This window comes from Pseudomonas sp. E315, from assembly GCF_055406205.1.
On record NZ_JBUZPJ010000028.1, the window covers coordinates 1 to 12,379 of the forward strand.

Below are 12,379 nucleotides of genomic sequence, written 5' to 3' on the forward strand. Positions count from 1 at the left end.
AAAGTGATCGTTGCGATCAACAAGGACGAAGAAGCGCCGATCTTCCAAGTGGCTGATTACGGCTTGGTAGCGGACTTGTTCGAAGCAGTACCTGAGTTGGAGAAGCTGGTTTAATCCAGTTGCTTCACTTATAAAGAGCCCGGTTATTTGGGCTGTAAGGCTGCACGAAACCCTTCGTGCATCGCTTGCAGGCTGAGTAATCGGGCTTTTTTGTGCGTCGAAAATGAGTGTGCGGGAGGATGGGTGTGCGTCAGGTAAGCAGTCTGCTAGTGGGGTTGATGTTTTTGCCGGTGCTGTCTGAAGCGGCGGGCAAGTGTGAGCGTTTGATCGTCACCGGCAGCCCTGATGCGCCGCCTTATGTCTGGCGCGATCCAGGCGAGCCGACACATTTGGTGGGGGCTAGCGTCGACTTGTTGCAAGAAGCAGCGCAAGACTTGGGAATCAAGATTGAGGCGCTCTATGCCGGCAAGCGCTCTGACGCTCTGGAGCAAGTGCGCACCGGGCGTATGGATATGCTGCTGGATGCGCCGCTGACGTTGGCAGGGCTTTCGTCGCTTGATTACATTCACCCGCCCTTGGTGCGTAACGATTACGTAGTCTGGACGCGCAAAGATTCAGCTTTGATCTATGAGACGCCCGCTGACTTGCATGAGCGCACTGGGGCTGTGTCTGAAAAAGCCCGTATGACCGAAACGTTCGCGGCCTTCGCAGCGCATCAATTGACCTTGCAGCCCCAGCCCAGTCTGACTCAGGCGTTTCAAAAGCTACTGCTGGGGGAGGTCGACTACGTGTTGGCCGGGCGTTATGCCGGTAGGGCGACGGCCCAGACGTTGGGGGTGGCTGATGATGTGTTCGCCCATTTGCAGCCGATCGACCAGCCGGGCCTGTTTTTGGCTATTTCCCATGACTCTGCCTGCAATGAGCCGTGGTTGCGCGGACAGCTTGCCAAAAAGATGACAGAATTGCCCGCCTCTGGCCTGACCGAGGCCGTATTGCAACGCAATTTAGAGCGGTGGAAAGCCCAGCTGCAACAGCCGGTCAGCGCCCCAAAACAGTAGGGATTTTCAGTGACAATTCGACCTCTTTTCGCAGGCCTTGCCGTTTTGGCTTTGGCGGGTTGTGCAGCCGATCCGGCGCCGAACGAACAATTACGCTTGACCGAACAGGCTTTGGAACAAGCCAAAGCCGTCGGTGCCAATGCGGACAACGTCGCCGAACTTAAGCAGGCCGAAAGCAAACTGGCTCAAGCGCTGGCTGACATGGCTGAAGAGTCCTACAAGGACGCCCGCATGCAGGCTGAACAGGCCGAACTCGACGCTCGTTTAGCGGAGGCCCGTGTGTTGACCCAAAAAAGTCAGGAACAATTGAACGTGCTCAATACCCGTATCACGCGCTTGCGCAAACAGTTGGCGGAGGCGCAATGAGCCTCAAGCAAGTTGTGTGCAGTGGCGTGCTATTGGTCGGCGGTCTGACCCTGATCGGGTGTGCGGGTCAACACAACAGCGATTTAGCCTTGCAGCAGGCCAGTAGCGATTTTCAATCGGTCAAAGAAGACAGCAACGTGTTGCGTATTGCGCCTAAGGACGTAATCCGTGCCGGGGAGTCGTTGGCCCGTGCTGACCGGTTGTCCAGTTTCTGGGGCAGTGGTGAAGATGTTGCGCACTACGCCTACCTGAGTCAGCGATACAGTGAAATTGCTCGCGAGCACACGCAGCAAATGCTCAACGAAGAACGTGCCGCCAAGCTTGAGCTGGAGCGTCAGCGTCTGCAATTGGCGTTGCGTGAGGCCAAGTTGTTGAGCGTTCAACAGCAAGGTCAGTGGCTGGAGGAGCAAATCGTCAGTTTGGCCACCACCCAAACAGATCGTGGCCTGGTAATGACCTTGGGCGATGTGTTGTTCGACACCGGCGAAGCGGATTTGAAAAACGCGGCCAATCGGACGGTGCTTAAGCTGGTGCAGTTTCTGCAGTTAAACCCCAAGCGGGTTGTGCGTATTGAGGGGTACACCGACAGCACGGGGGGCAAGGAAGACAATCTGCTGTTGTCCCGTGCTCGTGCGCAAGCGGTGGCGGATACGTTGATTGATCTGGGTATCGACGAAAAGCGCATTCAGGTTGAAGGCTATGGTGATCAATACCCGGTCGATGTAAACGCAACTGAGCGTGGTCGTGCGCAAAATCGTCGTGTCGAAATTGTCTTTTCTGACGATAAAGGCCAACTGGGCGCTGCTCGATAAGCCTTCTTGTTGTGAAACAACCGGCAGCCGAGAGGCGCCGGTTTTTTTGTGCTCAGTAAAACCTGTACCCGTACAGTTTCGGCTCTTAATGCACTGTACGGTTGAGATTGGTGACAACTGTGCCCGTACACTTCTAAACTGTTCCGGTATTGTTCCTCACAGAAATGCTTCTTATAAAAAAAATGACTGAACATCGAGTGCTGAGCCATGACCAATCTTTTGCTCTACCAACGTATTGCTCAGCAACTGGCCGAGGATATTCGGCGCGGGGTGTACCAGCCCGGCGAGCGCGTGCCTTCTGTGCGCAAGATGAGTTCGCAGCTCAATGTCAGTCATGCAACGGTATTGCAGGCTTACGCCAACCTTGAAGATCAGGGGCTAATCAGGGCGCGTCCGCAGTCTGGTTATTACGTTCACCAAACTCCCGCATTGACTGCGCCCACTCCAGATATCGCGCGGGTCGAACGCCCCGGTCTGGTGACTCGCAGCAGCATCATTCAACAAGTGTTGGTTGAATCGCGTCGCGAGGGCGTGTTTCCGTTGGGTGCGGCGGTGCCCAGTGTCGACTACCTGCCGGTACGGGCGCTGCATCAACAATTGGCCAAGGTCACGCGCTTTCACAGCCCGCGGGCGTTCAGTTACATGTTCAGCCCCGGTTTTGAGCCATTGCGAAGGCAAGTGGCGATCCGCATGCGGGATGCGGGCGTGGTGGTTGATCCTTCGGAAGTCGTCATCACTCACGGTTGTGTCGATGCCCTGCAAATGTCCTTGCGAGTGCTGACGCGGCCCGGCGACTTGATTGCCGCCGAGTCGCCCACTTATTACGGGCTATTGCAACTGGCTGACTTGTTGGGTCTCAAAGTGATTGAGATCCCCAGTGACCCGGCTACGGGCATGAGCCTTGAAGCGCTCCAGCTAGCGGCTAATCAATGGCCTATCAAAGCGTTGGTGCTGACGACGCGATTGAGCAATCCGTTGGGCGGTACGATGCCAGAAGAGCGGCAAAAGCATTTATTGCGCCTGGCCTCGGATTTCGACATTCAGATCGTTGAAGATGACATCTATGGTGAGCTGATGTTTGAGGTCGGTCGAACCAAAGCGTTGAAAGCGTATGACCGTTTGGATCGCGTGATTTACTGCTCCAGCTTTTCCAAGACGCTGTCACCCGGCGTCAGAATTGGCTGGATCATCGCGGGCAAATATCAGCAGGAAATCCAGCGTCTGCAAACGTTCACCACCCATTCTGCTTGTAGCGTGACGCAAATGGGGGTGGCGGCTTACCTTGAAAATGGCGGCTACGATCGCCACTTACGTTACATCCGGCAGGAATACAGGAAAAATCTGAGCGCGTTCCAGCTGGCCGTTCAGCAATATTTTCCCGAGGGCACGCAAATGTCGCGGCCAACCGGTGGGTTTATCCTGTGGGTCAGTTTGCCGGGGCGAGTTAACACGCAAGAGCTGCATGTGCGTGCTTTGCAGCAAGGTATCAGCATTGCACCGGGGCTTATTTTCAGTAATACCGAGCAGTTTAATCACTGCATTCGGCTCAATTGCGGGACGGCCTGGAATCGTGAGGCGGAGCGGGCCTTGATGACGTTGGGTATGCTTGCTAACCAACTTTGCCAGGAAGCTGCAGACCTCAATTGAGGTGTGTGCAGCTACCGGCGATGGCCATTTGATTACATGTGACTTGTCACTTAGGGCGTAAAGCGCCAGCATATGCGACTTAACCGTTAAAGCTGTGGGAGTTATGAAAGCGACATTTTGTGTGGGGCTCATGCTTATAGGGGCGTTAACCGCCTTTTACGCTGCTGATACCTTGGCGGCGTCATCGCAGCCTGCTTCGGCTGCCACCCAGTCTTCCGTCAAACCCACAGCGCCAGCGCAAAAAGCGCCAGCCAAAAAGCGTGCGCCCATGGCGTCCAAATCCAAGTCTGCCCGCGAAATAGCCAAAAAACGTTTGCCCGCCGCAAAGCTCGACTTGAGTTTGCCGCCGGAGATGGTCAAGCAGCTTCAGCCTTTGGGGGCGGTGCCCATGCCTAAGCACAAGCCTTTGCTTCCAAATATGTTCGGTGAAAAACCGGAAGAAGAAAGCCCGTTTCAGCTCAACGGCCGCTTGCTCAGTAATGAGATGGGCCTGCAATTGCGCAATGACGCTCGACAGAACGAGGTCGAAGGCGCGGCACTGGATTTTGAATTCAAGCAATAAGTGCCGAATGCCCAAAATGGGGCTTCTAAACTGACTATTCAGTCATTGCCGGTTATGTGCAATTTCTGCTGAACGGTGAATTTCAAACACCTGTTCCAGCGAGTACTATCCCTTGTCATCAACGCACTTTGCCCCCAATGAGGAGCTAACGTCATGATTTGCCGTCCAGGCTGTGGCGCTTGCTGTATAGCCCCCTCCATCAGCACACCGATTCCGGGCATGCCCAATGGCAAGCCTGCGGGTGAACGTTGCCTGCATCTTTCTGTCGATGCTATGTGCGCTTTGTTTGGTTTGCCTGAGCGCCCTGCGGTATGTAGCGCGTTTCAAGCAGACATTGAGGTGTGTGGTAATAATCGAGAAGAAGCCATCAACCTGATTGGTTGGTGGGAGCAGGTCACGGCGGCCTAGTGCGTTCATGTCCAATGAACAGACCTTCAACAATAAGGAATAAGACAATGGGTTCGTTGCATCGCGTAGCAATGGTATGTGGCTTGAGCGTTTTGATGGTGGGTGCAGCTCACGCTGAAGACTGGAAAGTGGCGAAGAATGAAGACGGCATCAAAGTGTCGTTGAGTGAAGTGCCAGGTTCTCAATACAAGGCTTATCAGGGTGTGACGACCATCAAGGCACCGATGGCCAAAGTGCTCGGCTTGCAGGAAGACGCGGCTGGGGCCTGTGCCTGGATTCATGAGTGCAAATCCCAGAAGCTGCTAAAGCACGAAGGCGATCAGAGCTGGACTTACACTCAATTCAATACACCTTGGCCCGTCACGCCGCGTGACTCCGTGTTGCAGGTGACTAGTGTAAAAGGCAGTGACGGTAGCCTGACCCGCAACCTGATAGGCGTGCCGACGTATATCCCTGAAGAAAAAGGCTTTGTGCGCGTCGCTCAAGTTGAAGGCTTCTGGAAAATGGTGCCTAAAGGCGACAACTCGACTGAAGTGACTTATCAGGTTCACACCAAGCCAGGCGGCAGCGTGCCTTCGTGGTTGGCTAACAAGTTTGTAGTCGATGCTCCGTTCAATACATTGAAAGCGCTGAAAGAGCGCGCTGAAAAGTAGTACTGGGCTTGTAGAGCTTGCTTGGCTCCTGGGCGGCGCATCTGCCCAAGAGCCAAGTGCTGATTATGTTTGCTCTGAAGCGCAGACTATTTTTTTATTTGCCGCTTGGCAGATGCTGCATGGCAAGTCTACTCTGCACCCAGACCAGCGATGTCATCGACTGGCTCTAATCTTGTTCGCTACATGCTTATTTCTCCCGGTCACGCCATGTCTGATGACGTCTCGGGAGCGCTGAATGTCTATCCATTGCGAGGAGGACGTTTCATGAGCACAGCCCATCAAGAAGACCTCAGCAGCTATGTGCTGCGCCGCATGAAAGAAGGCGGTTTTGATTTTTCGCGCATCCATCCTATCGAGTTTTACGCCATCTTTCCGGACGAGGAACGGGCGCGTCGAGCGGCACGAAAATTTTGTGGTGAGTCATTGAATGCCCAGATCAATGTGCGCGATGACGGTGTTTGGCATCTGGAGTTAAGTAAAGTGATGTACGCCACTTACGGTGGCATTGGTGATTTTGAGCAAGACTTTGAAGCTGTCGTAGCGCCTTTGGGCGGCATCATTGAAGGTTGGGGTGTGAAGCAGGAGGTGCGCGGCTTGTTGAACTGATATTGACTCAGCGCTGATAACGGCTGGCCTAAGGGCTGGCCGTTTTGGTTTTTGACAGACAAAAAAAAGCCACCCAAACGGGTGGCCAAAGGGAAGTTCGACAATGGCGGCAAGTATCTGCGCGTTTGCGCGGTGCAGGAAATCGCCTCTGTCTATGTGCTTGATAGCTAAAAATTTACAGCCCCTAAACCGCTATTCAGGGTGGGGTTACTTTGCGTGAAGCCATGTGCTGCAAGTAGCTGATCAATTGCTCCAGCTCTGCATCAGGCAGCACGCTGGCCGAAAAGCCGGGCATCCGCGCTTGTGGCCACCGCCGCAGGCTTTGCGGGTCGCGAATGTAGCGCTTAAGAAAGTCGGCGCCAAAATACTCAGTTGGACTGTACGGGATATTCAGGTCTGGCCCGAATTGAGCATCCCCGGCCCCATTCAGGCGATGGCAGGCCAGGCAATTCTTTTGAAAGAGTGCAAAACCTTGATTGACAGGCGATTCGGGCGCAAGTGTCGGGTCAGGTCGCAAGGCTGGAAAGCGCTCAGCAACAGGCAATTGGCGTTTCAAACTGGCAAGCTGGAATGGCCATTGTTCAGGGCTGATGTGGCTGGCTTGCGGGTTGGTCCATATGAGATAGAAGGGGCCAGCGCTCGGTTTATCTTTGCCCAAGGGCGGCCACGGGTGGGCGGGATCTTCGATGGCCAGCCAGGCTTTAGCGCCTGCTTGACTCAACAGTGGGCCGGCCGCCAGCTCGGCGGCAAAACCATCCAGTGCAACGGCTTGCAGATGATCGTCGGGCTTGATGTTCTCCAGTAAGGCCGCGAACGGAATCGCACGATAGGTCATGCTGCGTTTGTAAGACACATCGTCAGGTATCTGAACGGTTTGTAGCGCAGGATGCTTCAGCAGCTCGCTGGTTTGCCAAGTATGGCTGCCATTGCCCAGTTCAAGCGTGAGTTGGGCTGCGTGCGCGGGCAGGGACAGTAGCGCGATGATGAAAAGTGTCAGTCGGTTCAATGGATGGCTGTTACGTCGTCGTCAGTGGGTTCGTCGTCGGGCTGGGCATTGTCGGGTTTTGAAACCTGGACAAAGAGCGTGTACCGCAGCTGCTTATAAATGGCCAGCGTTCACAGTGCTGAAGCGCTCAGGCTTGATCAGCGTGTCTTCAGCGCTATAAATCACAAGGGCCGCGCTGGGGTCAACCCGCGAGCCAACGTCACTGTTAAAGCGTCAATCAAAAGTCAGTGCAGAATCGTTTATTTCATCAATAGCGCGGCACTCCTCAATTGCGCCCGCTTGGCCGCCAGCGCAACTGATGAGTGCTGCGATTGCAATCTGCTGACGCAAGAACTATGGCTCCACACAAGTGGAGAGCCCGTAAATAATGGTTTCAGAAGCGTTGATAGGCGTTCGTGCAGTGGCTTAACCGAACACTTTGGTCAGGTTGGGCACAATAAGCAGTAACGTGGTGGCGAAGAGAATAAGACCGGCTTGGCGTGCTTTCGTGTGCTTGATCATGGCTGTCTGCCTTTTTGTTATGTCTGAACGAAATCTTGCCCGGGCGTGATGCAAAAGTGTTGGGAAGCGATCTGGCTGTTGACAGGGTTACTTTAGAGCCCACATATCACATGGCTTAGAACCCTTTCACATCATCCAATTGCATTAGGTTTCTAAAAAGCTATTAGCGCCCACAAGACCTGTCTGTCAGGCCGAACTTAGACGCAGCGGTGTGTGTGTGCTCAGGCGTTGCAACATTTGACCGTTCGTCCGAGCACTCTGTTGAGGTGTGCCCAGCCTTTTGGATGGGTAGCTCGATTGAGAGTGTTTCAGGGCTTTGACACTCAAGGCTTGCAAGTGGGGGCGTCGTTAAGCGCTTGCCTTGAAATACTGTTTCAGGGCAGGCTCTGTGCGTTGCCATCACTACATTCGCCTTTATCGTGTCAGGTACTTTTATGTCGCTACGCATCTGTATTCTGGAAACCGACATTCTGCGCCCAGAGTTTATCGATCAATATCAAGGCTACGGGCAAATGTTCGTGCGGCTGTTTTCCAAGCAGCCTATCGAAGCTCAGTTCAGTGTTTTTAACGTGATGGATGGTCAATACCCGGCCGACGACCAAGTGTTCGATGCCTACCTGGTGACGGGCAGTAAAGCAGATTCATTTGGCATCGACCCGTGGATACAAACCCTGAAAAGCTACCTGCTGACGCGCTATGAGCGTGGGGATAAGCTGCTTGGCGTGTGCTTTGGTCACCAGCTGTTGGCTTTGTTGTTGGGTGGCAAGAGTGAGCGCGCCACTCAAGGTTGGGGCGTTGGCACTCACCAGTACACATTGGCCGCCAAGGCGCCGTGGATGAGCCCGGCTGTTGAGGAGTTGACCTTGCTGATCAGCCACCAGGATCAGGTGACGGCCTTGCCGGAAAACGCCACAGTGATTGCTTCCAGCGATTTCTGCCCGTTCGCGGCTTATCACATCAACGATCAGGTGTTGTGCTTTCAGGGGCATCCCGAGTTCATTCACGATTACTCAAGAGCCTTGCTAGAGCTTCGTCAAGAGCATTTGGGCCAACAGATCTACAGCAATGGCGTTGCCAGTCTGGAGCAAAGCCATCATGGTCAAACAGTTGCAGAGTGGATGATGCGATTTGTCGCACACAAACCGCAGGCAGAAGCGGTTTAACAGTGCGGCCTGTCTATAGGCGTGGGCTCACGCCTATAGACACACGGTATTAGAGCCAGCCAGAGCGCTTGAAACTGGCCCACAACCCGGTAACCCCCACGCCAATAAACCCCAGAACGCCAAAGTAGCCGTAATGCCAGCTCAACTCAGGCATGTTCTGAAAGTTCATCCCGTAGATGCCCGCCACCGCCGTCGGAAAGGCAAGAATGGCGGCCCAAGCTGCGAATTTTCGCTGCACGATGCTTTGTCGTGATGACTCCAGCAGCACCACGATCTCAATGGTTTGGCTGGCAATATCGCGCAGAGTGGTCAGGTCTTCCATCTGGCGAGTGACGTGGATCTGCACATCGCGAAAATAAGGACGCATATTTTTGTCGATGAACGGAAAGGTAAGACGCTGTAGCTCTTCACTGATCTCGACCATAGGGGCTACATAGCGACGCAATCGCAGCACGTCGCGACGTAGCTCATGCAGATGGACAATATCGGCCTCATTCAGCGCGTTGCCCATAATGTTGCGTTCAAGCTGCTCGATTTCGGCATGGATGGCTTCGCTGACGGGTTGGTAGCTTTCCGTCACAAAGTCCAACAGGGCATACAAAACAAAGTCTTCGCCGTGCTCCAGCAGCAGTGGCCGCGCCTCGCAGCGTTGGCGCACGGCTTTATAAGACGCCGAGTGACCGTTGCGGCTGGTGATGATGTAACCGTTACCAGCGAAAATATGCGTTTCGATGAACTCCAGTTTGCCTTCATGGCGAACCGGGGAATAAATGACGATAAACAGCGCATCGCCAAAGGTCTCGAGTTTTGGCCGACTGTGTTGCTCAAAAGCGTCCTCAATAGCCAGTTCATGCAAATTGAACTGGCGCTGCAGGTTGCTCAGCTCTTGCGCGTCGGGCTGCTCCAGACCAATCCAGACGAAGTGGCCGGGCTTTTCAGCCCAGGCGCTGCCTTCATCCAGTGTGATATTGCTGACTTTCTTGCCTGCGTTATAAACCGCAGCAGCAACAACTCTCCCCATAGTTCTAATCGCTTCTTCTTCAAAGGGTTATGGCGCGAACCTGCAGCTTAGCGCGCAATGCCCCATTTTGAGTCGATAAACGTTCAGAGGTTCGAATTGGATGCCGCAGTCTTGTCGCCAGCGGTTGGAGGCATGCGGCTGCTTTGCTGGGCCAGTAATTCGCGATCCATAACCTCGATGCACTCGCGCATTTGTTCGCGGCATTGCTTAATCAGCATCGGCATATCGTCCAGAGTTAAGCCGGCTGTGGGTATAGGTGCCAGAGAGCGAATCTGAATATCGGCGCTGTGCCAGCGATTGAGCTTTAGGTGTTGGCTATAAGTGCTGACACACACCGGCACAATCGGGACGCCGGCAGTGATAGCCATTTGAAACGCGCCTTTTTTGAATGGCAATAACGTCTTACCAAGATTGCGTGTGCCTTCTGGGAAGACCCAGATCGACGTGTCCTTTTCTTGCAAGGTACGGGTAGTGGTCAGCATGGAGTGACGCGCTTTTTGGGCGTTGCCGCGATCAATCAACACATTGCCTGCCAGCCAAAATAATTGACCGAAGAGCGGCACCCATTTCAGGCTTTTTTTACCGATACACACCGTACGGCGTGGCACGACATTACCGAACACGAACAAATCATAGTTGGACTGATGATTGGCGATGATGACGCAACTGCGTGGCTTGTCCATCAAGGGCGCGACATCTGCCTTGAGCCTGTATCCCATAATCCATTTGGCAGGCCATGCGTACAGTCGCGCGCAGAGACGGCTGTTGTCCGGGTTAAAAGGACGACACAGCCCCAGCAAAACGCCAAGAACACCGGCGGTCATAAAATGCAGACTCATCAATAACATACGAAACGAAAGTAGCATTTACAGGCTCACCAAAATCGAAGGTGGCGCAGTGTACGGATGTGCACTGTATTCGGCAATTACTCCGATACATGTAGGAGATCTCTGATGTTTAAGCGCATGTTTCAGGTTTTGGGAGAAGGTGTGGTTTAGAGCGGTTCTAAGCGTTATTGGCAAGCGGGCGACGAGCCTGTGCCACCAGAGTGACGCAGGCTGCGCGTGAGGAGGTGTCGATCAGATCAGATGTTCTTTATCCAGTGAAATGGCGTTATCCAGAGTATCTAGCAACGCCTTGCGTACTTTGAGTTTGGTGTTCTTGTGCGCCTTCATGTTGATTTTCTTCAACTGGCGCGCAGCTTCTAGAGCTGCTGCTTGCAACTCCTCGGGCTTGACCACCTTGTCCAGGAAGCCGGCATCCACTGCGCTCAATGGGTCGAACATTTCGCCATTGATCACTGAACGATGGAATGCTGACTTGCGCAGTCGGTCACGGGCGAGCTCAATACCGGCGTGGTGCATGGTCATGCCAATTTGCACTTCATTCAGGCCAATGCTGAATGGGCCTTCAACACCGATACGGTAATCCACCGACAGCAACAAGAATGCGCCCTTGGCGACCGCGTGCCCAGAGCAGGCCACGACTACAGGAAACGGATGCGCCAACAGGCGCCGCGCCAAGGTTGAACCCTTGGTTACCAGAGCCACGGCTTGCTCGGGGCCGGCCGTCATCACCTTCAAGTCATAACCACCCGAGAGGATGCCCGGCGGGCTGGTGATAATCACCACTGCACGGTCTTGCTCGGCCTTATCCAGCGCAACGTTAAAGGCATCGATCACCTCAGGTGAAATAGCATTCACCTTGCCATTACTCAGGGTCAGGGTGGCGATACCGTCTTCCAGGTGATAGGAAACCAACTCACTCATGGCGCAATTCCTTATATTGAAGTGGAGCAGACGTTACCCAGCCCTAAGAGCCAGGTAAAGCGCTGTGACTGACTGGTGAGTCAGGCTTACAGCCTGCGCCTTCTATATAGAAGGCTGTGTGTCGGCGTTTTAGAGCGGCTGCGAGGCAGGGAGCCAAGTACGGAGTTTGGCGCATTCGCCCGCGATGGATGCGGGCTGAACCCGTGAAGACCGTAAGCGCATGAAAATTCTGAAAAAAACATTTGTCATATCGAAAGCTTTCGACTACATTAGCGCGCCTCGACAGACAGAACATGTTTGAAGAGATACGGTGAAGTGTCCGAGTGGCTTAAGGAGCACGCCTGGAAAGTGTGTATACAAGAAATTGTATCGAGAGTTCGAATCTCTCCTTCACCGCCACATTAAGTAAACACAAGCCCCTGATTTTCCTAGAGAAAGTCGGGGGTTTGTGGTTTTTGGCGTCTGGAAAAGGGCGATATGGGGTTGAAATGGGGTTGGAGAGGAAATTACGTATTTCGGTTCAGCTCATGACGAAAGCCATCTTGGAAGGAAGCAGGCTTTCTGAGGCTGGGCTGAGAAGTCCAGCTACGTGAATCATCAGAGGCCGTATTTCAGCTCACGTTACAGGTGAGTTGAAATATGTGTTTATCGTCGTTGAAACGCTTACCTGCCAATACCTCGATGCTAGACAGTTGGGTGCTGCTAAGGTGTAGAAGTTCAGACTTGATCTGACAGTTACCGGATTTGCGGTCATGACTGTCAGGTCAAATTCAGTTGATCATCTTGGCCTGCCAGATTTTCTTTCCG

14 protein-coding genes and 1 tRNA gene are annotated in these 12,379 nt (G+C 53.7%); 11 read left to right on the plus strand and 4 right to left on the minus strand.

Annotation, left to right across the window (positions count from 1 at the left end; translation table 11 throughout):
• From ACZRJQ_RS21755 to ACZRJQ_RS21795, 9 genes are all read left to right on the plus strand, one after another.
• Positions 1 to 114, plus strand: a 114-nt coding sequence (locus tag ACZRJQ_RS21755; protein WP_186605293.1) for an electron transfer flavoprotein subunit alpha, incomplete at its 5' end; no start/stop codon positions are given.
• Positions 115 to 239: 125 nt separating this feature from the next.
• Positions 240 to 1,058, plus strand: a complete 819-nt coding sequence (locus ACZRJQ_RS21760; protein WP_463980340.1) for a substrate-binding periplasmic protein — start codon at positions 240 to 242, stop codon at positions 1,056 to 1,058.
• 9 nt (positions 1,059 to 1,067) lie between these two features.
• The gene (locus ACZRJQ_RS21765) at positions 1,068 to 1,424 is read left to right on the plus strand and encodes a DUF4398 domain-containing protein (RefSeq protein WP_463980341.1); all 357 of its coding nucleotides are present in this window, start codon (positions 1,068 to 1,070) and stop codon (positions 1,422 to 1,424) included.
• Complete coding sequence (locus ACZRJQ_RS21770; RefSeq protein WP_463980342.1) at positions 1,421 to 2,236, plus strand: OmpA family protein; 816 nt, start codon at positions 1,421 to 1,423, stop codon at positions 2,234 to 2,236. The genes ACZRJQ_RS21765 and ACZRJQ_RS21770 overlap by 4 nt, the downstream gene beginning before the upstream one ends.
• Positions 2,237 to 2,443: 207 nt before the next feature.
• A complete protein-coding gene (locus tag ACZRJQ_RS21775) occupies positions 2,444 to 3,883 on the plus strand; it encodes an aminotransferase-like domain-containing protein (protein WP_463980343.1) in 1,440 nt (479 codons plus the stop codon).
• Positions 3,884 to 3,986: 103 nt separating this feature from the next.
• Positions 3,987 to 4,445 carry a translation initiation factor 2 gene (locus ACZRJQ_RS21780; RefSeq protein WP_463980344.1) on the plus strand — a complete coding sequence of 153 codons (459 nt, stop codon included), beginning with the start codon at positions 3,987 to 3,989 and terminating at the stop codon, positions 4,443 to 4,445.
• Positions 4,446 to 4,598: 153 nt separating this feature from the next.
• Positions 4,599 to 4,853 carry a YkgJ family cysteine cluster protein gene (locus tag ACZRJQ_RS21785; RefSeq protein WP_463980345.1) on the plus strand — a complete coding sequence of 85 codons (255 nt, stop codon included), beginning with the start codon at positions 4,599 to 4,601 and terminating at the stop codon, positions 4,851 to 4,853.
• A gap of 47 nt (positions 4,854 to 4,900) precedes the next feature.
• On the plus strand, positions 4,901 to 5,506 hold the full coding sequence (locus tag ACZRJQ_RS21790; RefSeq protein WP_463980346.1) for an START domain-containing protein: 606 nt from the start codon (positions 4,901 to 4,903) through the stop codon (positions 5,504 to 5,506).
• 264 nt (positions 5,507 to 5,770) lie between these two features.
• Positions 5,771 to 6,112, plus strand: coding sequence for a ribonuclease E inhibitor RraB (locus ACZRJQ_RS21795; protein WP_463980347.1), 342 nt, complete (start codon positions 5,771 to 5,773; stop codon positions 6,110 to 6,112).
• A gap of 196 nt (positions 6,113 to 6,308) precedes the next feature.
• Here ACZRJQ_RS21795 and ACZRJQ_RS21800 read toward each other — a convergent pair whose 3' ends face one another.
• Complete coding sequence (locus ACZRJQ_RS21800) at positions 6,309 to 7,118, minus strand: c-type cytochrome (protein ID WP_463980348.1); 810 nt, start codon at positions 7,116 to 7,118, stop codon at positions 6,309 to 6,311.
• A gap of 935 nt (positions 7,119 to 8,053) precedes the next feature.
• Between ACZRJQ_RS21800 and ACZRJQ_RS21805 the strand changes: the two genes are divergently transcribed.
• On the plus strand, positions 8,054 to 8,782 hold the full coding sequence (locus ACZRJQ_RS21805; RefSeq protein ID WP_463980349.1) for an amidotransferase: 729 nt from the start codon (positions 8,054 to 8,056) through the stop codon (positions 8,780 to 8,782).
• Positions 8,783 to 8,831: 49 nt separating this feature from the next.
• Here ACZRJQ_RS21805 and ACZRJQ_RS21810 read toward each other — a convergent pair whose 3' ends face one another.
• From ACZRJQ_RS21810 to ACZRJQ_RS21820, 3 genes are all read right to left on the minus strand, one after another.
• Positions 8,832 to 9,803: a magnesium and cobalt transport protein CorA gene (locus ACZRJQ_RS21810; protein WP_463980350.1), complete on the minus strand. Its 972-nt coding sequence runs from the start codon at positions 9,801 to 9,803 to the stop codon at positions 8,832 to 8,834.
• Between the two features lie 83 nt (positions 9,804 to 9,886).
• Positions 9,887 to 10,669: a lysophospholipid acyltransferase family protein gene (locus tag ACZRJQ_RS21815; protein ID WP_463980351.1), complete on the minus strand. Its 783-nt coding sequence runs from the start codon at positions 10,667 to 10,669 to the stop codon at positions 9,887 to 9,889.
• A gap of 213 nt (positions 10,670 to 10,882) precedes the next feature.
• On the minus strand, positions 10,883 to 11,572 hold the full coding sequence (locus ACZRJQ_RS21820) for a crotonase/enoyl-CoA hydratase family protein (protein WP_463980352.1): 690 nt from the start codon (positions 11,570 to 11,572) through the stop codon (positions 10,883 to 10,885).
• A gap of 309 nt (positions 11,573 to 11,881) precedes the next feature.
• Here ACZRJQ_RS21820 and ACZRJQ_RS21825 point away from each other — a divergent pair.
• Positions 11,882 to 11,971, plus strand: a tRNA-Ser gene (locus ACZRJQ_RS21825).
• Positions 11,972 to 12,379: the final 408 nt, after the last annotated feature.